20 protein-coding genes are annotated in these 22,518 nt (G+C 74.3%); 11 read left to right on the forward strand and 9 right to left on the reverse strand.

Annotation, left to right across the window (positions count from 1 at the left end; genetic code table 11):
* Positions 1 to 16 precede the first annotated feature (16 nt).
* The 3 genes from OG871_RS11160 to ybaK all read left to right on the forward strand — a co-directional run bounded on the left by OG871_RS11160 (position 17) and on the right by ybaK (position 2,928).
* Positions 17 to 1,594, forward strand: coding sequence for an oxidoreductase (locus OG871_RS11160; RefSeq protein ID WP_371496436.1), 1,578 nt, complete (start codon positions 17 to 19; stop codon positions 1,592 to 1,594).
* A 94-nt stretch (positions 1,595 to 1,688) separates the two neighbouring features.
* Entirely contained in the window at positions 1,689 to 2,417 is a 729-nt protein-coding gene (locus OG871_RS11165; protein WP_371496438.1) for an LON peptidase substrate-binding domain-containing protein, read from the forward strand.
* Between the two features lie 16 nt (positions 2,418 to 2,433).
* Positions 2,434 to 2,928, forward strand: coding sequence for a Cys-tRNA(Pro) deacylase (gene ybaK, locus OG871_RS11170; protein ID WP_371496439.1), 495 nt, complete (start codon positions 2,434 to 2,436; stop codon positions 2,926 to 2,928).
* A gap of 25 nt (positions 2,929 to 2,953) precedes the next feature.
* On the opposite strand, the gene OG871_RS11175 is transcribed toward ybaK, so the two are convergent.
* From OG871_RS11175 to OG871_RS11200, 6 genes are all read right to left on the reverse strand, one after another.
* Entirely contained in the window at positions 2,954 to 3,715 is a 762-nt protein-coding gene (locus OG871_RS11175; protein WP_371496441.1) for a hypothetical protein, read from the reverse strand.
* 45 nt (positions 3,716 to 3,760) lie between these two features.
* A complete protein-coding gene (locus OG871_RS11180; RefSeq protein ID WP_371496443.1) occupies positions 3,761 to 4,567 on the reverse strand; it encodes an ABC transporter permease in 807 nt (268 codons plus the stop codon).
* A 37-nt stretch (positions 4,568 to 4,604) separates the two neighbouring features.
* The gene (locus tag OG871_RS11185; RefSeq protein WP_371503276.1) at positions 4,605 to 5,552 is read right to left on the reverse strand and encodes an ABC transporter ATP-binding protein; all 948 of its coding nucleotides are present in this window, start codon (positions 5,550 to 5,552) and stop codon (positions 4,605 to 4,607) included.
* A gap of 215 nt (positions 5,553 to 5,767) precedes the next feature.
* Positions 5,768 to 7,024 carry an NYN domain-containing protein gene (locus tag OG871_RS11190; protein ID WP_371496444.1) on the reverse strand — a complete coding sequence of 419 codons (1,257 nt, stop codon included), beginning with the start codon at positions 7,022 to 7,024 and terminating at the stop codon, positions 5,768 to 5,770.
* A 277-nt stretch (positions 7,025 to 7,301) separates the two neighbouring features.
* The gene (locus OG871_RS11195) at positions 7,302 to 8,330 is read right to left on the reverse strand and encodes an aspartate-semialdehyde dehydrogenase (RefSeq protein ID WP_371496446.1); all 1,029 of its coding nucleotides are present in this window, start codon (positions 8,328 to 8,330) and stop codon (positions 7,302 to 7,304) included.
* Between the two features lie 111 nt (positions 8,331 to 8,441).
* Positions 8,442 to 9,317 carry a dihydrodipicolinate synthase family protein gene (locus OG871_RS11200; RefSeq protein ID WP_371496448.1) on the reverse strand — a complete coding sequence of 292 codons (876 nt, stop codon included), beginning with the start codon at positions 9,315 to 9,317 and terminating at the stop codon, positions 8,442 to 8,444.
* A gap of 72 nt (positions 9,318 to 9,389) precedes the next feature.
* Between OG871_RS11200 and OG871_RS11205 the strand changes: the two genes are divergently transcribed.
* The 6 genes from OG871_RS11205 (at position 9,390) to OG871_RS11230 (ending at position 15,679) form a co-directional block, all read left to right on the forward strand.
* Positions 9,390 to 10,271, forward strand: a complete 882-nt coding sequence (locus tag OG871_RS11205) for a LysR substrate-binding domain-containing protein (RefSeq protein WP_371496450.1) — start codon at positions 9,390 to 9,392, stop codon at positions 10,269 to 10,271.
* 248 nt (positions 10,272 to 10,519) lie between these two features.
* A complete protein-coding gene (locus tag OG871_RS11210) occupies positions 10,520 to 10,954 on the forward strand; it encodes a hypothetical protein (protein WP_371496452.1) in 435 nt (144 codons plus the stop codon).
* 37 nt (positions 10,955 to 10,991) lie between these two features.
* Complete coding sequence (locus OG871_RS11215) at positions 10,992 to 13,817, forward strand: AAA family ATPase (protein ID WP_371496454.1); 2,826 nt, start codon at positions 10,992 to 10,994, stop codon at positions 13,815 to 13,817.
* A 115-nt stretch (positions 13,818 to 13,932) separates the two neighbouring features.
* Positions 13,933 to 14,397, forward strand: coding sequence for a DUF3291 domain-containing protein (locus tag OG871_RS11220; protein WP_371496456.1), 465 nt, complete (start codon positions 13,933 to 13,935; stop codon positions 14,395 to 14,397).
* A gap of 24 nt (positions 14,398 to 14,421) precedes the next feature.
* Positions 14,422 to 14,874, forward strand: coding sequence for a type II toxin-antitoxin system PemK/MazF family toxin (locus tag OG871_RS11225; protein WP_371496457.1), 453 nt, complete (start codon positions 14,422 to 14,424; stop codon positions 14,872 to 14,874).
* Positions 14,875 to 14,893: 19 nt separating this feature from the next.
* Entirely contained in the window at positions 14,894 to 15,679 is a 786-nt protein-coding gene (locus tag OG871_RS11230; protein ID WP_371496459.1) for an alpha/beta hydrolase family protein, read from the forward strand.
* Positions 15,680 to 15,695: 16 nt separating this feature from the next.
* On the opposite strand, the gene dnaE is transcribed toward OG871_RS11230, so the two are convergent.
* Positions 15,696 to 19,238 carry a DNA polymerase III subunit alpha gene (gene dnaE / locus OG871_RS11235; protein WP_371496461.1) on the reverse strand — a complete coding sequence of 1,181 codons (3,543 nt, stop codon included), beginning with the start codon at positions 19,236 to 19,238 and terminating at the stop codon, positions 15,696 to 15,698.
* A gap of 221 nt (positions 19,239 to 19,459) precedes the next feature.
* Here dnaE and OG871_RS11240 point away from each other — a divergent pair, with 221 nt between their 5' ends.
* Both OG871_RS11240 and OG871_RS11245 read left to right on the forward strand, forming a co-directional pair.
* Positions 19,460 to 20,800: a DUF2252 domain-containing protein gene (locus OG871_RS11240; RefSeq protein ID WP_371496463.1), complete on the forward strand. Its 1,341-nt coding sequence runs from the start codon at positions 19,460 to 19,462 to the stop codon at positions 20,798 to 20,800.
* 84 nt (positions 20,801 to 20,884) lie between these two features.
* Positions 20,885 to 21,439, forward strand: a complete 555-nt coding sequence (locus tag OG871_RS11245) for a hypothetical protein (protein WP_371496465.1) — start codon at positions 20,885 to 20,887, stop codon at positions 21,437 to 21,439.
* A 10-nt stretch (positions 21,440 to 21,449) separates the two neighbouring features.
* Here the strand turns inward: OG871_RS11245 and OG871_RS11250 are convergent, their stop codons facing one another.
* Both OG871_RS11250 and OG871_RS11255 read right to left on the reverse strand, forming a co-directional pair.
* Positions 21,450 to 21,860, reverse strand: a complete 411-nt coding sequence (locus OG871_RS11250) for a DUF3052 domain-containing protein (RefSeq protein WP_371496466.1) — start codon at positions 21,858 to 21,860, stop codon at positions 21,450 to 21,452.
* Positions 21,861 to 21,866: 6 nt separating this feature from the next.
* Positions 21,867 to 22,451 (reverse strand): dienelactone hydrolase family protein, encoded by a 585-nt coding sequence (locus tag OG871_RS11255; protein ID WP_371496468.1) that lies wholly within the window; start codon positions 22,449 to 22,451, stop codon positions 21,867 to 21,869.
* Positions 22,452 to 22,518: the final 67 nt, after the last annotated feature.

The following is a 22,518-nucleotide window of genomic DNA, read 5'->3' on the forward strand; positions in this document are numbered from 1 at the left end:
CTTCGGGGGAGACGGCGTGGAGCACGCACCGGGCGACTGGACGCCGACCGAGCAACGGCTGTGGCAGGCCTTCCGGCAGGGCAGCGTGCACGACCTGCGGGTCGGTGACGACACCCTCGACGACGCGGCCGGCCCGGCGGTCTGGGGCCCCTCCCGCACGATCCGTTCCGAGGTGATCGCCAAGCTGCTGCTCGCCGGTCCGGAGCCGTCCCCCGGGCGGGTCGCCTCGCTCAGACTGAGCGGCGCCCTGATCACCGGCCCGCTGGTGCTGGCCGGCGCGGACATCCGGCACTACGTCGAGCTGCACCAGTGCCGGTTCGAGCGCAATGTGCTGATCTCCGAGGCGCGGGCCGGCACGATACGGCTGATCAGCTGCCTGATACCCCGGCTGGAAGCCTCCCGGCTGGCCACCGAGGGCGATCTGCACCTGGCCCGCTGCCACCTCCCGCAGGGCCTGCGGCTCACCGACGCCAAGATCGGCACCGACCTGCTGCTCAACCAGGCCGTCATCGGCGCCGACCGGCACGGCCGGGCACTGTCCGGCGAGGGCCTCACCGTCAGCCAGGACCTGGAGGCCGACCGGATCACCGCCCACGGCGAGGTCAGCCTGCGCTCCGCCCGGATCGGCGGCCGGCTCTCACTGCGCGGCGCCCAGCTGCACGCCGCCGCGGACGACCGCAACTGCCTCAACCTGGCCCACATCACCGTCGGACACACCCTCTACCTCGGCGGGTCCCTGGACGGCGGCTGGGCCGACTCCCGGACCATCTACGCCGACGGGTACGGCGCACCCGTCCCGCCCGGCGCGGCCAGCACCCCGCTGCGGGCCTTCGGCGGCGTCCGGCTGGTCGACGGCCGGTTCGAGAACGCCTGCCTGATCACCAACGCCGAGTTCCACCTCTCCGAGCTGCAGGAGCTCTCCCTGCGCCGGATCCAGACCCCGGAACTGCGGATCACCTGCCCCACCCCGCCCCGCGGCAAGGTCTCGCTCTCCCGCGCCCGGGTCGGCAACCTGGTGGACTCGCCCGAGAGCTGGCCGCGCAACGGCCTGGTCGGGCTCACCGGCTTCACCTACGACTCGCTGCGCCCGGACCGACCCTTCACCGTCCGGCAGCGGATCGCCTGGCTGGAGAACGCCCTCGCCGAGTACCGCCCCGAGCCGTACGAACAGCTGGCCGCCGCGCTGCGCCGCGACGGCCGGGACGAGGACGCCCGCGAGGTGCAGTACGCCAAACAGCGCCGCCGCCGGGCCGCCCTGCCGCTGCCTGGCCGGCTCTGGGGCGTGCTGCAGGACTTCGCGGTCGGCTACGGCTACCGGCCCGGGCGGGCCGCGCTGTGGCTGGTCCTGGCCTGGGGCCTGGGCACCGCGTACTTCTCCGAGCACCCGCCGCCGGCGCTGAAGGCCGACGAGGCACCCGTCTGGAACGCCCCGCTGTACGCGCTCAGCAAGGTGATCCCGGTGGTCGACCTCGGGCAGGGCGGCTGGAACCCCGACCGGACCGGGCAGTGGGTGGCGGCCGCCCTGGTGATCACCGGCTGGGTGCTCGCCACCACGGTGGTCACCGCCGCGACCCGGCTGCTCCAGCGCGGCTGAGGCCTGCGGCGCGGGCGCGCGGCCGGGCCGATCCGGGGACTCTCCGGGAAAAGGGCGGGGCGCGGGCGGCGGCGCGGCAACTACGCTGTGCGCCGTGACTGAACGGCTGCCGCTCTTCCCGCTCAACACGGTCCTCTATCCGGGACTGGTGCTGCCCCTGCACGTCTTCGAGGAGCGCTACCGCCGGCTCGTGGCCGACCTCCAGGACCAACCGGAGGACCGGCCGCGCCGCTTCGGGGTGGTCGCGATCCGGGACGGCCGCGAGGTGGCCCCGGTCCGCGAGAGCGAGGAACCCGCGGGGCCGCTGGACGGCCTGGGCACCGTCACCGGTGACCCGCTGGAGGCGATCCACGCCGTCGGCTGCGTCGCCGACATCAGCTCCCTGCGCGAGCAGCCCGGCGGCCGGTTCGAGCTGCTGGTCACCGGCACCACCCGGTTCCGGCTGCGCTCGGTGGAGACCGGCGGCCCGTACCTGGTCGGCGAGGCCGAGACGGTGCCCGAGCAGCCGGGCGAGGGCGCCGGCGCGCTCGCGGCCGGGGTGGTCCGGGCCTTCCGCGCGTACCAGAAGCGGCTGGCCGGCGCCCGCGAGGCCAGCCTGGCCGGCGAGCAGGACCTGCCGGGCGACCCGCAGGTGCTGTCCTACCTGGTCGCGGCCGCCGCCGTGCTGCCCGCGCCGGTCAAACAGCAGCTGCTGGCCTGCCCCGACAACGCCGGGCGCCTCGCGCTCGAACTGGAGCTGCTGCGCCGCGAGACGGCCCTGCTGGCCCAGCTCCCCTCACTGCCGGCCGTGGACCTGACCCGGCAGGCGTTCAGCCCGAACTGACCCAGGAAGGAGTCCGATGGCCAGGAAGCCGAGGAAGGGCGGCCAGGGCACACCCGCGACGGTGGCGCTGGAGGCCGCCGGGGTGCCCTTCACCGTGCACGCGTACGAGCACGACCCGGCCGCCGACACGTACGGCGGCGAGGCCGTCGAGGCCCTGGGGATCCCCGCCGGGCGGGTGTTCAAGACCCTGGTCGCCGACGTCGACGGCGCGCTCACGGTCGGCGTCGTCCCGGTCTCCGGGAAGCTGGATCTCAAGGCGCTGGCCGCCGCCGTCGGCGGCAAGCGGGCCGCGATGGCGGACTTGGCCGCCGCCGAGCGCAGCAGCGGCTACGTGCGGGGCGGGATCTCACCGCTCGGCCAGCGCCGGCCGCTGCCCACCGTGCTGGACCACAGCGCGCTGGACCACCCGACCGTGTTCGTCTCGGCCGGCCGGCGCGGCCTGGAGGTCGAACTGGCCCCGGCCGACCTGGTGACGCTCACCTCCGCCCGGACGGCCCCGATCGGCCGCTGAGCCTGCGCTGCTACTCGGGGCGCTGCTACTCGGGGCGGGGGAAGTCCTGCGGCGGGGTCTGCGGCTGCGGGGTCTGCGCCTGCGGGCCCGGCTGCTGCGGACCCTGCTGCGGCGCGGCCGCCCCGCCCGCCCGGTGGCGGCCCTCCGGCGCCGACCACTGCGGACCGAAGGCCCAGTACGGCGGCGGCTCCTCCTCGCGCTTGCCGAACGCGGCCGACAGGGCCAGCAGCAGCACCATCGCCGTCAGCGGCCAGACCAGCAGCGCGCCGTGCGCCCCGAGCTCCAGCGGCGCGCTGAACGTACCGCCGTCACCGACCTGCCGGGCATGTGCGCGCAGGTCGGCCGTCGGGCCGAGCGCGGCACCGAGCTGCCAGGCGGCCAGCGAACCGGCCAGACCGCCGAGCGCGAGCCCGACCGCGACCGCGATCCCGCCGCCACGGCCGCGGGTGAGCAGGAAGGCGGTGACGGCACTGAGCACACCCGCCCCCAGCCCGAGCAGGGCGAGGACGGCGTCCGCCCCGGCCCGCTGCTCGCCCTCGGGGTCCATGTAGAGGATCTGGTTGCCGCTGACCTGGAACATCACCCTGGGCGCCAGCCAGAACCAGAGCAGCCCGACCAGCACGCCGAGCAGCGCGCAGGCCAGGCCCGTCAGCGCGCCGATCCGCAGCTCGGGCAGGAACGCCGGCCTGGTGCGCTCGGCCGGGAGATCGACGGTCGGCGGGGCGTACGGGTCCCGGTCGGGCCCGGGCCCGGCCGCGGCACCCGCAGGTGTGTTCGGTACGGTCACCCGTCCATCGTTTCACGCCCCGGGCGCGCGGGTCCGGTCAGCCCGTCAGCGGGTGGCCCGCCGGTACGCCCACGCGGCCAGCGTGAGGGAGGCGAAGGCGACCGCCGCGCAGACCGAGAGGTCCCCGGCCACGGCCGTCCAGTCGGGCCGCTCGCCGAACGTCCGGGCGAAGGCCTCCACCCCGTAGGTGGACGGCAGGAGGTCCCGCAGCCACTGCACGAAGGTCGGCAGGTGGTCGACCGGCAGGACCCCGAGCAGCAGCGCGGCGGACATCCCGAGCTGGCCCAGCAGGGTCGCGATCTCCTGCCTGGGCGCCAGCAGCCCGCAGGCCGCCCCCAGCCCCGCCAGCGCCGCACCGGCCAACGGGACCACCGCCAGCAGCACCCACAGGTGCGCCGCCGACAGGCCGAACAGCCAGGCGCCGAAGCCGGCCGTGACCAGGGAGCCGGGCAGCGTGAACGAGGCGTACGCACCCGCCGCCCCGAGCACCACGGCGGCCGGCGGCACCGGCAGCGTCGCGTAGTGGTCGAGCCCCCCCGTGGCGCGCAGCCGGCCGAAGTACTGGGCGAGCAGGTTGAGCGCGACGAACGCCACCACCAGCACGCTGGATCCGGCCACCACCGAGCGGGCCGCCGGGCTGTCGCCGGGGTCGACCACGCCGCGCATCATCACCAGGATGCCGACCGACTGGAAGGTCGCCACGAAGAGCAGCGGGATCCGGGCCACCCGGGCCCGGGCGAGCTGCGCCCGGTAGACGGCGGCCATCGAGGGCAGCAGAGCGGCGGCGGGCGCCAGCGGGGCCGGTTCGGCGGCCGCCGGGGCGGCGGGCGCGGGGGCTTCGAGCAGGGTCACCCGGTCACTCTCCAGGTCCACAGGTCCGTACCGGCCATCACTTGACCAGCCCGCCGCCGCGGCCGCCGAGCTTGAGGTAGGCGTCCTCCAGGCTCGGGGTGGCCAGCGTGAAGTCGTCCAGGGCCGCGAAGGCCGGGCCGGTGGTGACGGCCGCCACCAGTTCACGGGCGTGCTCCGGGGTGGTGCGGACGGTCCAGCGGCGCCCGCTGCGCTCGGCGCGCTCGGCCAGCCGGGCGACCGCGGGCACCTCGACCGGGGCCTCGGTACGCCAGACCAGGTCGAGCCGGACGTCGCCGTCCACCAGCGCCTTCAGGCCGCCGGGCGTGTCGCAGGCGATCACCCGGCCGTCGTCGATCACGGCGACCCGGTCCAGCACCGTCTCCGCCTCCATCACGTTGTGGGTGACCAGCACCACCGTCGTACCGCGCTCCGCCCGGCGGCGCTCCACGGCGGACCACACCGCCCGGCGGGCGACCGGGTCCATCCCGGTGGTGGGCTCGTCCAGCACCAGCAGCGGCCGCTCCCCCACCAGCGCGGCGGCGAAGCAGGCCAGGCGCCGCTGACCGCCGGAGAGCTTGGCGAGCGGACGGCCGGCGAGCGGCTCCAGCCCGAGCTCGGCCAGGACCCCGGCGGACTCCGCGCGGGCCGCGGCCCGGCCGAGGCCGCGCAGCCGTCCGGTGGTCTCGGCGGCCAGGGCGACGGTCAGCTCGTCCAGCGCCGTGGACTCCTGGCCGAGGTAGGCCAGCAGCCGCGGGGCCCGCTCGGGGTGGCGGACGATGTCGTGGCCGAGGATGTCGATGCCGCCGCGGTCCGGGCGCAGCAGGCCGGTGAGCTGGCGGACCAGCGTGGACTTGCCGGCGCCGTTGGGGCCGAGCAGGCCGAAGATCTCGCCCCGTCGCACGGTCAGGTCGATGCCGTCGTTCGCCCGGATCTCGTCGGGCCGGGTGCCCTTGCCCCTGGCCCCGCTCCGGTAGCTCTTGGCCAGGTCGCGGACGGTGCAGCAGGACTCCGCCGGGTGGCGGCCGGGCCCGCCCGCGTCGCCCTGCGACGGGGGCTGCGCTGCCTGCCGGTCGGTGTCGCTCACGGTCGAAGACTCTACGCGTTGACGGTGCGGATCCGGACAACGGGGTCAATCCGGCCCGGCGGCGGGTCCGCGGGCCGTCGGGGGCCGTCCGCCCGGTAGCCGGAATCGGTCCTGGCTCAGTCCTGGGCGTCCTGGGCGCCGCGTGCCTCGGGCAGCTCGATCTCCTGGCCCAGCGACGCCGTCTCCTGCGGGACCCGGGAGGCGAACTCCTTCCAGAAGCCGGCCCGGATCGCGTACCGGTCGTGCTCGTCGATCTGGTCGTCCTTGTGCGCGAGCAGGCCGAACCGGGCCGCGTAGCGCAGCAGCTCGCCGTCCAGCCGGTGCGGGATGCGGGGGTAGTCCGTCCACAGGACGCCCAGGCGGTCCCGGGTGCCCTGCCGGTCGACGGCGCCCAGCCGGTCCGCCGCACACAGCCGGTCGCTCCAGCGCCGGGCGAAGACCTGCCCGACCTCGTGGGCGTCACCGCCGATGGTGGTGATGTCCTCCTCGCGGTCCGCCCAGCGCTGCTCGGCGCTGGTCAGCTGGGCGAGGGTGGGGAGCCCGTCGGCTGCGGTGGTCGTGACCGCCTCCGCGGACGGGCGGTCCACCCAGCCCCGGTCGGAGGACCAGCGCAGCACCGGGCCGCCGAGCCCGGCCGAGGCCACCGGGGCGGTGGCGCGTACGGCCAGGTCCTTGGGGGTGGGGATCATCCGCAGCGCGGCTGCGGCCGGCCGGGTCCGGGCCGGCGGGGGCGTCGCGGCCGGTTCGGCGGATCCGACCACCATGATCTCGGCGATCTCGGGTGCCGGAGCCGGTGCGGGGAACGGCGGGTGGAAGGCCGGCTGCTCCTTCTGCCGGGCCCAGCGCGTGATCCACTCCCGGTCGAGCACCCGCCGTTCGTCGGCCTCGCCGACCAGGTCCTCGGACTGGTTGAAGTCGCCGTCGGCCGCCTGCAGCGCCCACAGGTGCACCGCCACGCCGTGCTCCTTGGCGGACATCACCCCGGGCAGCAGATCGCCGTCGCCGGTCACCAGCACCACGTCCGCGCAGGCGTGGTTACGGGCCAGCTCGGACAGCTCGGCGTGCATCGCGGCGTCCACGCCCTTCTGCACCCAGCGGCCCTCGGCCCGGGTGAGCGCCCCCAACCGGACGGTGACCCGGGGCAGCACCCGCAGCCGCCGGTGCTCCGGCAGCGGCCGGCGCTCGGGCGCCGCGTCGAACCAGTAGATCCGCAGCAGCGGCAGACCCGTCTCGGCCTCCGCCCGCTCGCGCAGCGCCGAGATCAGCACGGTGTGGTCCACCGCCACCCGGGATCGCCCGGGCTCTCCGGCGAGCAGGCTGGCGGCAGCACCCAACAGGTATCCGGCATCGACCAGAACGACACAGCGGTCCACAGCTCCGCACCTCTTCTCGGGTCGGCCGGGCGGTGTGGGGGAAGTCGCCTGGCGGTCCGTGCGGCTATTGGGCCTTCCTCTACCCCCGGGGACGCCGGGCGAACCACCCGTTCCGCTGCCGGCGCCCGCGGGCCGAGCGGTGGCTGGTTCGTCGGGCGTGGCGGGACACGGGGGGACACCCGGGGGTGGGGCACCGGCACCGCCGGGTGCACATGCCGGTGGCCCGGCCCCGCGGTGTGGGGTCGGGCCACCGGCGTGTCGGTCGGGGCGGGGCGGGTCAGCCGCGCAGCTCCGCCGCCACCAGCTCCGCGAGCTGGACGGCGTTGAGGGCCGCGCCCTTGCGGAGGTTGTCGTTGGAGAGGAAGAGCGACAGGCCGTGCTCGACGGTCTCGTCGCTGCGGATGCGGCCGACGTAGGTCGGGTCCTGGCCGGCGGCCTGGAGCGGGGTGGGGATCTCGGAGAGCTCGACACCCGGGGCGTCCGCGAGGAGTTCGGCGGCGCGCTGCGGGGTGATCGGGCGCTCGAAGCGGGCGTTGATCTGGAGCGAGTGGCCGGAGAAGACCGGGACGCGCACGCAGGTGCCGGCGACCTTGAGCTCGGGGATGCCGAGGATCTTGCGGCTCTCGTGGCGGAGCTTCTGCTCCTCGTCGGTCTCGTTGGAGCCGTCCTCGACGACCGAGCCCGCGAGCGGGATCACGTTGAAGGCGATCGGGCGCTTGTAGACGTTGGGCGCCGGGTACTCGACGGCGGAGCCGTCGTGCGCGAGGGCGGCCGCGCCGTCGACCACCTTGAGGGCCTGGTCGTGGAGTTCGGAGACGCCGGCCAGGCCGCTGCCGCTGACCGCCTGGTAGGTGGAGACGACGAGGGCCGCGAGGCCGGCCTCCTGGTGCAGCGGGCGCAGCACCGGCATGGCGGCCATGGTGGTGCAGTTGGGGTTGGCGATGATGCCCTTGGGGCGGTCCGCGACGGCGTCCGGGTTGACCTCGGCGACCACCAGCGGGACCTCGGGGTCGCGGCGCCAGGCGGAGGAGTTGTCGATCACCACGGCGCCGGCTGCGGCGACCTTGGGGGCGAGGGCCCTGGAGGTGGATCCGCCGGCCGAGAAGATCACGATGTCGAGGCCGCTGTAGTCGGCCGTGGCCGCGTCCTCGATGGTGATCTCGGTGTCCTGCCAGGGCAGCGTGCGCCCCGCCGAACGTGCCGACGCGAACAGCCGCAGCTGCTCCACCGGGAACGCGCGCTCCGCCAGAATGCTGCGGACCACTCCGCCGACCTGGCCGGTTGCTCCTACGATGCCGATCCTCATCCGACTGCTCCTCCTGTTTCGTGCTCGATCAGGTTGCGCTTGATCACCGCCGCACCCTGCCCATCATGCCCTGTCACCGCCGTCGGGCGGCGACTCGTCCCACGCTGTGGGCTACAGCTTCCCGAGGGCGGCCAGCGCCGCCGCGACCGTCTCCCCGCCCGCGGGCAGCAGCGGCAGCCGGACGTCCGGCGTGGGGATCAGCCCCCGGGCGTGCAGCACGCCCTTGACCACGGCCGGGTTGGGCTCGGCGAAGGCGGCCTTCGACAGTCCGGCCAGCCGGTGTCCGAGCGCCCGGGCCGCCGAGACGTCCCCGGCCCGCCAGGCCTGCTCCAGGGCGACGAACCGCTCGGTCGCCAGGTGCGCCGAGGCGAGGATCCCGCCCGCCGCGCCGAGTGCCAGCAGCGGTGACACCACGAGGTCGTCCCCGGCGAGGACGGCGAAGCCGGGCGGCAGGTCGGCGAGCAGTTCGACGGCGTCCCCGTCGACGGCGCCGGTGGCGAGCTTCAGCCCGGCCACACCCGGCAGTTCGCCGATCCGGCGCAGGGCTGCGGCACCGAGTGCCTGCCCGGTGCGGTAGGGGATGTGGTAGACGACCAGCGGGACGGGGCTGTGTTCGGCGAGGTGCGTGAAGTGGGCGAGCACGCCGGCCTCGCCGGGACGGACGAAGGCCGGGACGGTGACCAGGGCCGCGTCGGCGACGCCGTCCAGCGCGGCGAGCGCCTCGACGGTGCCGGCGGTGTCCGCGCTGCCGGCGCCGACGGTGAGGACCGCCCCGCGGGCCCGGCAGACGCCGCCGACCACCGCGATCACCGACTGCTTCTCCGCGGCGCCCAGGGTGGCGGGCTCGCCGGTCGTGCCGAGCGCGACCAGGCCGGCCGCGCCGGCGTCCAGCAGCCGGTGCGCCAGGCTTTCCAGGGCGTCGAGGGCGACCGAGCCGTCCGCAGCGAACGGGGTGACCAGGGGGATGTGGATGCCGTGCAGTTCCATGCCGACGAGCCTGCCGCGTGCCGATCGTGCAGGTCCAGTTCATCTTTCCGAGGGTTCTCGTAAGCTGAGCCGATGCTCGATCTCCGCCGCCTGCGGCTGCTGCGCGAACTGTCCCACCGGGGCACCATCGCGGCCGTCGCCGAGGCCCTCTCGTTCAGCCCCTCGGCCGTCTCGCAGCAGCTCTCGGTGCTGGAACGGGAGGCCGGGGTCGCCCTGCTGGAGCGGACCGGGCGCCGGGTGGCGCTCACCCCGGCGGGGCTGAAACTGGTACGGCACACCGAGGCCGTCCTGGAGCGCCTGGAGCAGGCCACCGCCGAGCTGGCCGGAGCCCGGCGCGGACCGGCCGGGCCGCTGCGGATCGGCACCTTCCCGTCCGCGGCCCGGGCGATCGTGCCGGGTGCGCTGGCCGTGCTGACCGGCCGCCATCCGGCACTGGAGCCGATGGTCACCGAGGTGGACCCGGCCCGGGTCGCGGCCCAGCTGCGGGTCGGCGAGCTGGACGTGGCGCTGGTGCACGAGTACGACCTGGTGCCGGCCGAGCCCGAGCCGGGTCTGACCGTGACCGAAGCGATCTTCACCGAGCCGATGTACCTGGCCGCCCCCACCGCGGGCACGGTCGCGGACTTCCGGCACGCGCCGTGGATCGTGTCCCCGCAGGGCACGCTCTGTCACACCATGGTGGTCCGGGCCTGCCAGGCCGCGGGGTTCGCGCCGCAGATCCGGCACCAGGTGGACGACTTCGGCACCGCGCTCGCGCTGGTCGGGGTCGGCCAGGGCGTCGCGCTGGTACCGCGGCTGGGCACCCTGCAGGGCAGCGGGTCGGCGACCCTCACCCGGCTGCCGATGTACCGCCGGACCCGGGTCGCCTTCCGCGCCGGGGCGGGTGCGCACCCGGCGGTCGCGGCCTTCACCGCGGCCCTGCGCGAGGCCCTGCCGCCGGGGCTGATCAGCTGACCCCACTACGTAGTTGGGGCCCTGCGGCACCGACCTACCTATCCCCCTACGTAGTCCTTGTCGGGCTGCCGGTACGACCGCTGTACTCACCACGGGGGCGTCCCGCCACCGGCGGGTACGCGGTCCGAGGGGACGGCCGGCGGGCCCCGGGCTGTCCACCTGACAGTGCATCCCGAGGCTCGCCGACCGAGACGGGCGGTCAACGGCGGCCGCCCCGACACCGGCCTTTCGCCGGACAGGAGGTCAACGTGCTCAGCGGCTCCCGGCGCTCCTGCGCCGCCTATCTCAGATGCGTCCCGTTCGACACCTGGGAGATGCCGGTCCACCGGCACGCCATGGAGACCTGGGCCCGCGATCTCGGCCTGGCCGATCCGGTCTGGTTCATCGACAACGGCGAAGCCTCGCACGGGCCCAAGCCCCGTCTGCTGGAGCTGCTGAGCGCCGTCGAGCGCAACACCTTCAGCGTCGTCCTGGTGCCGGGGCCGTTCGTCTTCCACCTGGACGACACCCGCGCGGCGAAGGTCTGCCACCGGCTGTCCGTGCTGGGCGCGTCCGTCCTGCAGCTGCCGCAGGAGCGTACCGGCCGCCAGCCCGTCCCGGCCCGCCCGGACGCGGCCGACGCCCCTCCCGTACCGCTCCGCCGGGTACCGGCGACGCGCGCCCACTACGGTGGAATCGGTTAACGCCACCCTGCCAGGCCACGGATCCGGGGAGTCCGGAGTGGACACTGCACGACGTCCGCGGGCCCGCCTCGCCGCGGCCCCGGAGCCCGAGCCGGAGCCGGAGCGGCCCATGGTCGGCCGCGACGACGAGCTCGCCGCGACCCTCGCCGGCCTGCGCCGGCTGCCCGCCGTGGTGCGGGTGAGCGCCCCGGCCGGGCTCGGCAAGACCCTGCTGGTCGACCGGGCCGCCGGACGGCTGCGCGCGGACGGGCTGCGGGTGCTGCGGACCCGGGTGCCGCCACTGGCGCGGCCGTTCCCGTTCGGGGCGTTCGCCGAGCTGCTGCACGACGTCGGACCGCAGCTGCCCGAGGGCCTGGACCCGGTCACCGGCGCGCTGGCCGAGCTGCTGCCCGAGGCCGCCCCGCACCTCCCGCCGGCGCCCCCGCCGACCCCCGATCCGGGGCTCGCCCGGCACCGGGTGTTCCGGGCCGTACGGGCGGTGCTGGCCGCGCTCGGGCCGACCGTCCTGGTGGTCGACGGCCTCCAGTGGGCCGACCCGGACAGTCTGGAGCTGCTACGCGCGCTCACCCTCGACCCGGTGCCCACCCTCGGCCTGCTGCTCGCCGAGCGCCCCTCCGGCGCCCGGGGCGCCGCCGTGCCGCACCGCCCGCCGGGCGTCGCCGGCGCCGAGCTGCGGCTGGGGCCGCTGAACGAGGAGCAGGTCCGCCGGCTGTGCCCGGACCAGCCGCCCGCGACCGCCGCCGAGCTGCACCGCTGGACCGGCGGCGCACCGTACCTGCTGGTCCAGGTGCTCGACCGGCTGGAGGGCCACTCCCCCGAGCAGGCCGTCCGGCGCACCGCCGACGGCCTCGTCCACCCGGTGGAGACCGGATCCGCGGCCGCCGACGCCCTGGTCAGGGCCTGCGCCGTGATCGGCCGGCCGGCCGGGCAGGACCTGCTGGCGGCCGTCGCCGGACTGGACGGGCACAGCGCCCGCACCGCCCTGCTGGAGGCGCTGGCGACTGGCCGGCTCACCGAGGACGCCGACTGCCGGTACGGCCTGCCCTACCCGCTCGTCCGGGAGGCCGTGCACCGGGCCGTCCCCGGCCCCGAACGGCGCCGCGCCCACCTGGCCGCCGCCGAGGCACTGCGGGCGGCCGACCCGGTGCCGGCGGCCGAGCTCGCCCACCACCTGCGGGCCGCCGGCGACCTGGCCGGCTGGCGCGACCAGGCCGAGGCCGCCGCCGACCAGGCCGTGGCCGCCGGCGACAGCGGCACCGCCACCGAGCTGCTGCACCAGCTGCTGGCCGAGCCCTCGCTGCCCGCCGAGTACCGCTCCCGCGCGGCGCTCGCGCTGGCCCGGGTCTGCGTCAACACCCTCGACCACCAGCAGGTGCTGGCGGTGCTCCGGCGGATCGTCACCACGGCCGACCTGGAACCGGCGACCCGCGGCGAAGTCCGGCTCACGCTCGGCCTGCTGCTCCTCAACCAGGAGGGCGACAGCGAGGCCGGCTTCCGTGAACTGGAGCGCTGCGTCACCGAGTTGCGCGAGCGCCCGGACCTCGCGGCGCGCGCCATGGGGGCCCTCGCCGCACCGATCCTGGCCGTCCACGCCACCCAGCAGGCCCGCTGGCTGGACCGCGCCGAACGGGCCGCCCGGCTCAGCGGCGACCCGGTGGCCCGCACCGGGGTACTCGCCAGCCGGGTCACCTGGCTGGCCTGCGTCGGCGACCCGACCGCCTGGGAACTGCTCGCCGAACTCCCCCGCACCACTCCGCACCAGGCCGAACTGCGCCAGACCGCAAGGGCGTTGTGCAACGCGGCCAGCGGCGCCGTCGGCTGGGGCCTGAACGAGCAGGCCCGCCGCTACCTGGACGAGGGCCTGGACCTCGCCGAGGCCACCGGCATGGACTTCATGCAGGGCGTCGGCCGCGCCATGACCCTGGTCCTGGACTGGCACACCGCCCGCCTCGACGGGCTGGAGACCCGCGCCCGCGCGCTGCTCTCGGAGATCTCCGAGATGCCCGCGCTGCGCACCGACGCCTCCCTAGTACTGGCCCATCTGCACGCCCTGCACGGCGAGTTCGACGAGGCCGCCGCCGCCCTCGAACCCCTGCTGTCCGGCGGCCACGGACCGGACCCGATGCCGTTCTTCGACGCGCACGCGCTGGCCACCCGGCTCGCCCTGGCGGACGGCCACGCCGAGCAGGCCTGGCGCTCGCTGCTGCCCGTGCTGGAGCTGTACCGGACCAAGGCGGTCTGGGCCTGGGGCTGCGAACTCGTCCCCGAGGCCGTGCTCGCCGCGCTGGCCGCCGACGCCGGCGACGAAGCCCGGCGCCTCGCCGAGGAGTTCACCCTGCGGTGCGCCGACCACCCGGCCCCCGCCGTCGCCGCCGGAGTCGAACTCGCCCTCGGCCACCTGGCCGTGGACAGCGATCCGGCGGCCGCCGCCGACCACTACCAGCGCGCCGCCGCGATCCACGGCCGGATCGGCCGCCGCTACGCCCGCGCCCGGGCCACCGAACTCGCCGCGCTCGCCCGCCTCGCCGCCGGACAGCGGCCGGCCACCCCGGGGCTGGTGGAGGCCGCCGAGGAGTACGAGCGGCTGGGCGCCGTGGCCGACAGCTCGCGCTGCGCGATGGTGCTCCGGGAGCAGGGCATCGGCGATCCGCGGGCGCACGCCCGGCGCGGTTACGGCGAGGAGCTGACCCCGCGCGAGCTGGAGGTCGCCCGGCTGCTGGCCTCCGGGCGCACCAACCGGGAGATCGCCCAGGTGCTGTTCCTGTCCCCGCGCACGGTCGAGCAGCACGTGGCGAAGGTGCTGCGCAAGCTGCGGGTGCCGAGCCGCCGGGAGGTGCGCTCGGCGCTCGGGCCCCGCCCCTGAGGGACCGGGGGGCACCGGCACCACCACTGGCACTGGCACTGGCAGGATTTCGACGGCGGGTGTCCTGCCTGCCACTGGCCGGGGCCGGCGGTGGTCGGCGACGCTGGTGGCCATCATGGAGAACACGTCCGAACTCGCCCAGATCAACATCTCCCGCCTGCTCGCCCCCCTCGACAGCGATCGGCTCGCCGGCTTCGTGGCCGCCCTGGAGTCGGTCAACGCCGCTGCCGAGGCCGCCGACGGCTACCGCGGGCGCCTGCAGGACCAGGACGGCGACGCCACCGCGATCCGGGTCTTCGAGGACGACTGGCTGATCGTCAACATGTCCGTGTGGCGCGACCCGCGGTCACTGTCCGCGTACGTCTACAGCCCGCTGCACCGCGAGGTGCTGAGCCGGCGGCGCGAGTGGTTCGCCAGGCCCGTCGAGGCGATGACCGCCCTGTGGTGGGTACCGGCCGGGCACCGCCCGGACGTCGCCGAGGCACAGGCCCGGCTGATCGCCCTGCGGGAGCACGGGCCGACCCCCGAGGCCTTCACACTCCGTCACACTTTCCCCGCCCCCGCACCGGCGGAGCGCTGACACCGCACCACTACCCTGTCCCCCATGACCCAGTGGACGCAGCAGCAGGACGACGCCCCCGGCCGGTTCGGCCCCGACGCCACCGTGGAGGTGGAGGCCCACCAGGTGGGCAAGGTGCGCACCGAGTACGCGCCGAACCACGACGGCGACCCCGACCCGGGCGAGATCGTCTGGACCTGGGTGCCGTACGAGGAGCGCGACGGCCGCGGCAAGGACCGCCCGGTGCTGGTGGTGGCCCGGGAGGCCGGCGGTTCGCTGCTCGCGGTGATGCTCTCCAGCAAGGGCCACGCGCACGACGCCGACTGGGTGCCGATCGGCGCCGGCCCGTGGGACAAGTCCGGCCGGGACTCCTGGGTCGCCCTGGACCGGGTGATGCGGGTGTACGACGGCGGAATGCGCCGCGAGGCCTGCGCGCTGGACCGGGCACGCTTCAACCTGGTGGTCGACAGCCTGAAGCGCCGCTACCGCTGGAGCTGAGCCGGACGACGGGGGGACGATGCCGGACGGGACGACGGTCGCCTACGGGCCGCACCCCGACCAGGTGGCCGACCTGGTGCTGCCCGTCGTGGGCACCCGGCCGGCGCCGCTCGTCGTGCTGCTGCACGGCGGGTTCTGGCGGGCCGAGTACGACCGGGCGCACATCCGTCCGCTGGCCCACGCCCTGGCCGCACGCGGGTACGCGGTGGCCAACACCGAGTACCGGCGGATCGGCGGGGGCGGCGGCTGGCCGGCCACGTTCACCGATGTCGCGCTGGCCGCCGACACCCTGCCCGACGCGGTCGAGCCCGCCCACCCCGGGCTGGTCGACCGCACCGCGGTCGTCTACGCGGGGCATTCGGCGGGCGGGCACCTGGCCCTGTGGGCGGCGCTGCGCGACCGACTCCCCGAGGGTGCGCCGGGCCGGGCCGAACGGCTCCCCGCGGTGGCCGGGGTCCTCGCGCTGGCGCCGGTGGCGGACCTGGCGGAGGCGTACCGGCTGGGCGACGGCCGTGGCGCGGTGGCCGCGCTGCTCGGCGGCGGCCCGGACGAGCTGCCCGAGCGCTACGCCGCCGCCGACCCGACCGCACTGGGCGCGCCCGAGGTCCCGGTGGTGCTGGTGCACGGCGAGCGGGACGAGGTCCTGCCGGTGGCCCAGGCCCGGCGCTACCGGGACGCGTTCGACGGTGTGCGGCTGGTGGAGCCGCCGGGCGCGGGCCACTTCGAGCTGATCGATCCGGCGTCGGCGGCCTGGCCCGCGGTCGCGGACGCCGTCCGGCTGGTCGCCGGGCCCACGGGCCGGTGACCAGCCTGACGGACCGTCAGACCGCCGTGCTCGCCAGGCAGCTGGGGCCGAGCAGCTGCTTGAGGTCGCCGAACAGCGCCGGGTCGCTCTTCACCCGGTGCCGGTCCAGGCGCAGCACGGTGGTCTGCCGGGTGCCCTCCAGGCGCAGCCGTACCTCGGTGGTGCCGCGGTGGTGGGTGAGCACCTCGCCGAGCCGGGCGACCAGCGGCGGGGTGATCTTGACGCTGGGGATCGAGATGATGATCGGCGCGTCGGCGTGCGCGTTGGAGAGGTCCGGGACGGACAGCTCCATGCCCATCAGGCGTGGCACGTCCTCCCGCTTGTCGAGCTTGCCGCGGACGAACACCACGGCGTCCTCGACCAGTTGGGAGGAGACCAGCTGGTAGCTGGCGGGGAAGAACATGCAGTCGATGGAGCCGGCCAGGTCCTCCACGGTCGCGATGGCCCAGGCGTTGCCCTGCTTGGTCATCTTGCGCTGGAGGCCCGAGATGATGCCGCCGATGGTGACGATGGCGCCGTCCGGTCGCTCGGCGAGGTCGGCCACCGCGCAGTCGGCCTTGTCGGACAGCACGTGCTCGATGCCGTGCAGCGGGTGCGAGGAGACGTAGAGGCCGAGCATCTCGCGCTCCTGGGTGAGCAGGAAGCCCTTCTCCCACTCCTCCTCGGAGAAGACCACGTCGAGGCCGAAGCTCGGCTCGTCGGAGACCACGTCGCCGCCGAACAGGTCGAACTGGCCCTCGGCCTCCTTGCGCTTGACGCCGACCACGTTGTCGATCATCGGCTCGAACTGCGCGGTCAGGCCCTTGCGGGTGTGCCCGAGCGAGTCGAACGCGCCCGCCTTGATGAGGGATTCGACGGTCCGCTTGTTGCAGACCACCGACTCGACCTTGTCCAGGAAGTCGGGGAAGGAGGCGTACTTCCCCTTGGCCTTCCGGGTGCGGATCATCGAGTCGACGACCGGGCCGCCGACGTTGCGGATGGCGGTGAGGCCGAACCGGACGAGCTCGTTGCCGTGCGGGGTGAAGTCGGCGTCCGACTCGTTCACGTCCGGCGGCAGGACCTGGATGCCCATCTTCCGGCACTCGTTGAGGTAGATCGCGGACTTGTCCTTGTCGTCCTTGACCGAGGTGAGCAGGCCGGACATGTACTCGGCCGGGTAGTTGGCCTTGAGGTAGGCCGTCCAGTACGAGACCAGTCCGTAGCCCGCGGTGTGGGCTTTGTTGAAGGCGTAGCCGGAGAAGGGGACCAGGACGTCCCACACCGCCTGGATCGCCGCGTCGGAGTAGCCGTGCTCCCGGCAGCCCCGCTGGAAGGGGACGAACTCCGCCTCCAGGATCTCCTTCTTCTTCTTGCCCATGGCGCGGCGCAGCAGGTCGGCCTGGCCGAGCGAGTAGCCGGCCAGGATCTGCGCGGCCTTCTGCACCTGCTCCTGGTAGACGATCAGGCCGTAGGTCGGCTTGAGGATCTCCTCCAGGGGCTTCTCCAGCTCCGGGTGGATCGGGGTGATCTCCTGCTGGCCGTTCTTGCGCAGCGCGTAGTTGGTGTGCGAGTTGACGCCCATCGGGCCCGGTCGGTACAGCGCCAGGACGGCGGAGATGTCCTCGAAGTTGTCGGGCTTCATCAGGCGCAGCAGCGAGCGCATCGGGCCGCCGTCGAGCTGGAAGACGCCGAGTGTGTCGCCGCGGGCGAGCAGTTCGTAGGTGGGCTTGTCGTCCAGCGGCAGATCGAGCAGCTCGATCTTGATGCCCTTGTTCTTCTCGATCGCCTTGACGGCGTCGTCCATGATCGTGAGGTTGCGCAGTCCGAGGAAGTCCATCTTGAGAAGGCCGAGGCCCTCGCAGGTGGGGTAGTCGAACTGGGTGATGGTGACGCCGTCGGTGTGCCGGGTCCAGACCGGGATGTGGTCGGTCAGCGGTTCGGCGGACATGATGACGCCGGCCGCGTGCACGCCGGGCTGGCGGATCAGGCCCTCGATGCCGCGGGCGGTGTCGATCACCTTGCGGACGTCCGGGTCGCTCTCGTACAGGCCGCGGATCTCGCCGGCCTCGCCGTAGCGCGGGTGCGAGGAGTCGGTGATGCCGGAGAGCGGGATGCCCTTGCCCATGACGTCCGGCGGCATCGCCTTGGTGATCCGGTCGCCCATCGCGTACGGGTAGCCGAGGACCCGCGAGGAGTCCTTGATGGCGGCCTTCGCCTTGATGGTGCCGTACGTGACGATCATGGCGACCTTGTCGGAGCCCCACTTCTCCGTCACGTAGCGGATCACGTCGCCGCGCCGGCGCTCGTCGAAGTCGATGTCGACGTCGGGCATCGAGATGCGCTCGGGGTTGAGGAAGCGCTCGAAGATCAGGCCGTGCGGGATGGGGTCGAGGTCGGTGATGCCCATGGCGTACGCGACCAGCGAGCCGGCCGCCGAGCCACGGCCGGGGCCGACCGCGATGCCCTGCTGCTTGGCCCACATGATGAAGTCGGCGACCACGAGGAAGTACGCCGGGAACCCCATCTGGATGATGGTGTCCATCTCGTACTCGGCGAGCTTCTTGTGCTCGTCGTCGTACCCGTCCGGGAAGCGCCAGTCCATCCCCTCCCAGACCTTGGCCTTGAAGAAGTCCGACTCGGACTCGAAGCCCTCCGGGATGGGGAAGCGCGGCATCAGGTTCTTGAACTCGAACATGCCGGCGGTGTCGACCCGCTGGGCGACCAGCAGCTGGCTGTTGCGGCAGCCCTCCTGCCAGGCGTCCGAGGAGTCGAGCGCGTACATCTCGGCGGCCGACTTGATGTAGTAGCCGGTGCCGTCGAACCGGAAGCGGTCCGGGTCGGAGAGGTTCTTGCCGGTCTGGACGCAGAGCAGCAGGTCGTGGGCGCCCGCGTCGCCCTCGGTGGTGTAGTGCGAGTCGTTGGTGACCACCGGCGGGATGGCGAGCTTCCGGCTGATCTCGATCAGCCCGTCGCGGACCCGCTTCTCGATGTCGAGGCCGTGGTCCATCAGCTCCAGGAAGTAGTTCTCCTTGCCGAAGATGTCCTGGTAGTCGGAGGCCGACTTGATCGCCTCGTCGAACTGGCCGAGCCGCAGCCGGGTCTGCACCTCACCGGAGGGGCAGCCGGTGGTGGCCATCAGGCCCGCCGCGTGCTCGGCGATGATCTCCTTGTCCATCCGGGGCCACTTGACCAGCCAGCCCTCGGCGTACGAGCGCGAGGTCAGCTTGAAGAGGTTGTGCAGGCCCTGCCTGTCCCGGGCCCAGATGGTCTTGTGGGTGTAGGCGCCGGAGGCGGAGACGTCGTCCCGCTTCTGGTGCGGCTGGCCCCACAGGATGCGCTTGGTGTTGGAGCGGGACTCGGGCGCGACGTACGCCTCGATGCCGATCACCGGGGTGATGCCGGCGGCGGTCGCCTGCTTGTGGAACTCGGCGGCGCCGTACATGTTGCCGTGGTCGGTCATCGCGACGTGGGTCTGGCCCAGCCGCTCGACCTCCTTGAACAGCTGCTTCAGCCGGGCGGCGCCGTCCAGCATCGAGTACTCGGTGTGGACGTGCAGGTGCGCGTACGGCTGGTCGCTCAAGGCGGGGCCTCCGGGGTCTGCGGGTGTTCTGGCTGGTCACGGCAGGTGCGCGGAAACACTTCAGGCCCGGCCGCATCGCGGCTCGGGCCAGGTCTCACGCGTTCACCCGCCCTACTCTAGCCCCCGGCACCGTCGATCCTGGAACCATCGAGGTCACCGTTTCGTCGGTCCGCAGGTAGGCCCCGAGTTCCCCCCGAGCACCACCGAAGGACGCCCTGAACATGCCCGAGCACCAGAACGCCGCCGACCGCGAGGCCGGCCGCGCCGAGACCATCCTGACGGTCTTCGACACCGCATTCGGAGACCTGCTCGCCCAGGACCCGGCCGCCTTCCGGGTGAAGTTCCGCAAGATGGCGGCCTCCGCCTTCGCCTTCTACCGGGGTACCGCCGGGCTGTACTACGCGGACCTCACCAGCGGCCCGTTCGAGGGCCACGGCGCCCGCTTCCTGGACGAGCGGACCAGCCGGGTGTGGATCCACGGCGACCTGCACGCGGAGAACTTCGGCACCTACCTGAACGCCGAGGGACGGCTGGTCTTCAACGTCAACGACTTCGACGAGGCCTACGTCGGCGCGTTCACCTGGGACGTCCAGCGGCTCGCCGCCAGCCTGGCCCTGATCGGCTACGCGAAGGCGCTGTCCGACGCCACCATCACCGAGCTGGTCCGGGCCTTCGCGACCGCCTACCGCAGCCAGATCTCCGCCCTGGTGCACGGGTCGGGCGAGGGCGACGCCTACACCCTGGACACCGCCACCGGGCCGATCCTGGACACCCTGCGGCGGGCCCGGCTGCAGACCCGGGTCGAACTGCTCGACCACGAGACCGTGATCGAGGACTACGACCGCCGGTTCCGCAAGGGCAACGGCGCGATCGAGCTGGCGCCCGACCTCCGGGCCGAGGTGCTGGCCGCCTTCGAGGCGTACCTGGGCACCCTGCCGCCGGCCTCCCGCACCCGGCCGGACGCGCTGCGGGTCAAGGACGTGGTCGGCCGCCGGGGCATCGGGATCGGCAGCGCCGGGCTGCCCTCGTACAACCTGCTGCTGGAGGGGCACACCGACGCCCTCGAGAACGACGTGATCATCTACATGAAGCAGGGCCAGACCCCCGCGGTCTCCCGGCACGTCACGGACCCGGAGATCCGCGGCTACTTCCGGCACGAGGGCCACCGCACGGTGATCTCCCAGCGGGCCCTGCAGGCCCACAGCGACCCCTGGCTCGGCCACACCACCCTGCACGGCCGGGGCCAGCTGGTCGCCGAGGTCTCCCCGTACGCGGCCGACCTGGACTGGACCGACCTCAACGAGCCGGCCGAGCTGCTCGCCGTGATCGAGTACCTGGGGCGGGCCACGGCCACCATGCACGCCGCCGCCGACGAGTCCTCCAGCGGGCACAGCCTGGTGCCGTTCTCCACCGAGCACGCCATCGACGCCGCCATCAGCCGGGACGAGAGTGGCTTTGTCGACATGCTGGTGGAGTTCGCCCACGCCTACGGCGACCGCGCCCGCAGCGACCACCAGATCTTCGTCGACCTCTTCCGCAACGGGCGGATCCCCGGCCTCTGAGGCCGGTGTACGCGGGCGCCGGGGGGATTCCGCCCCCGGCGCCCGCGCGCTACTCTCGGCTGCCGACGCCACGGAGGGGGAGCCATGTCCTGGGGACCTGTGAACAGCCCGGTACCGAGAGGCCGCGACGGCGGCCTGATCGCCCTCGGCCTGCTGCTGCTCGTGCAGTTGGCGATCGAGCTCGGCGTCCTCGGCTACGACCTCAGCGAGGCCGGCGTCGACTACCTCTCGACCGCCCTCGGCTTCTCCTACCAGCACTACGTGCCCGCGCCGGTCGGCTTCTTCGGCAACGACACCGCGCTCAGCGTGGCCCTGCTGGTCCTGGCCGTCGGCGCCTTCAGCGGCGGCCGCTGGGTGCGCCCGGCGGCCGTCGCCGTGCTCGGGGTCAACGCGTACGCGGCGGGCGCGCTGCTGGTCAACCAGCTCCAGGAGAACGCGGACGGCTTCGCCGAGCCGGTCAGCCACCTGGTGCTCAACCTGACCGTGGTGGCGACGCTCCTGATCGCGGTGGTGGTAGCGGCCGTGGTGGCGGCCACCCAGCGGCGCGAGCCGGCCCCCTCGCCCTCGTATCCGCCGCTCTACCCGCCACCGATGCCGCCGCCGGCGCCGCCCTACCCGGCCGGCCCGCCCACGGGCTGACCCGCCCGGCTCAGCCGCGCAGCTCCCGGCGGATCACCAGCCGCAGCCCCGAGTACGTCGTGTCGACGGCGCACACCTTGTTGTCCACCAGGCCGGTCGGCAGGGCCACCGCGCGCAGCACGTCCTCGGTCAGGTCGGTCGGGACCCGGGACGCCTTCTTCGGCCAGGCCACCCACAGCCCGGCGGCCGGCCGCATCGCCGCCCGGAACTCCGCCAGCCGCGCCGCCAGCTCCGCCCGGTCGGCGGGGAACCACAGCGCGACGTCGAACGGCTCGGCCGGGTCCGGCGCCCGCCGGACCCGCACCCCGGCCGGCAGCTCGGGCACCGCGAACCCCGCCGGCGCGCCCGCCAGCAGCAGGACGGCCTCGGCGGCGATGCCCAGCTTCCGGGCCAGCGGGGTGCCCGAGTGGCCGGCCGCCACCGGGCGTCAGCCGTCCAGCTCGGCGAGGAAGCCCTCCGCCACGCGCCAGGTCCGCTCGGCGGCCTCGGCGTCGTAGTCCGCCAGCTCGGGGTCGGTGTAGAGGTGCCCGGCGCCCCGGTAGCGGTGGATCTCGACGTCCGCCCCGGCCCGGGTCATCTGCAGGTACCAGGCGTTCAGCCAGTCCTCGGTCTCGAACGGGTCCGGCTCCGCCACGTGCAACTGCACCGGGATCTCCGTCGCCGCGTCCTCCCGCAGGTCGGAGGTGCCGTGCAGGAGCAGCAGCCCGCGTGCCCGCTCGTCCGCCAGCGCCAGGTTCTGCGCCAGCGACCCGCCGAGCGAGAAGCCCGCGTACACCAGGCCCGGCCCACCCGCGCCGATCAGCGGCGCGGCGGCCGCCACGGCCCGGCGCAGCAGCTCGTCACCGCCGACCTCCTCCTTGTACGCCATGCCCGCCTCGACGTCCTCGAAGGTCTTGCCCTCGAACAGGTCCGGCGTGTCGACCGTGTGCCCGGCCGCCCGCAGCCGCTCGGCGGCGGCGTGCACGGCGGGGCGCAGCCCGTAGACGGAGTGCAGCAGGAGGATCTGGGCCACGGGGTCGGTTCCTTACGGCTCGCGGGTCAAGGGCTCACCCTCCATGATCCCCCATCGTGTCCGGAGC

This window comes from Kitasatospora sp. NBC_00374 (assembly GCF_041434935.1).
GTDB lineage: Bacteria > Actinomycetota > Actinomycetes > Streptomycetales > Streptomycetaceae > Kitasatospora.

What these genes read in the sequence shown, in the direction of transcription:
- OG871_RS11220 (WP_371496456.1), top strand. Translation starts at nt 13,933, where the DNA reads ATGGAGAACACGTCCGAACTCGCCCAGATCAACATCTCCCGCCTGCTC.
- OG871_RS11200 (WP_371496448.1), bottom strand. Translation starts at nt 9,317, where the DNA reads ATGGAACTGCACGGCATCCACATCCCCCTGGTCACCCCGTTCGCTGCG.
- ybaK (WP_371496439.1), top strand. Translation starts at nt 2,434, where the DNA reads ATGGCCAGGAAGCCGAGGAAGGGCGGCCAGGGCACACCCGCGACGGTG.
- OG871_RS11230 (WP_371496459.1), top strand. Translation starts at nt 14,894, where the DNA reads ATGCCGGACGGGACGACGGTCGCCTACGGGCCGCACCCCGACCAGGTG.
- OG871_RS11245 (WP_371496465.1), top strand. Translation starts at nt 20,885, where the DNA reads ATGTCCTGGGGACCTGTGAACAGCCCGGTACCGAGAGGCCGCGACGGC.
- OG871_RS11225 (WP_371496457.1), top strand. Translation starts at nt 14,422, where the DNA reads ATGACCCAGTGGACGCAGCAGCAGGACGACGCCCCCGGCCGGTTCGGC.
- OG871_RS11240 (WP_371496463.1), top strand. Translation starts at nt 19,460, where the DNA reads ATGCCCGAGCACCAGAACGCCGCCGACCGCGAGGCCGGCCGCGCCGAG.
- OG871_RS11205 (WP_371496450.1), top strand. Translation starts at nt 9,390, where the DNA reads ATGCTCGATCTCCGCCGCCTGCGGCTGCTGCGCGAACTGTCCCACCGG.
- OG871_RS11195 (WP_371496446.1), bottom strand. Translation starts at nt 8,330, where the DNA reads ATGAGGATCGGCATCGTAGGAGCAACCGGCCAGGTCGGCGGAGTGGTC.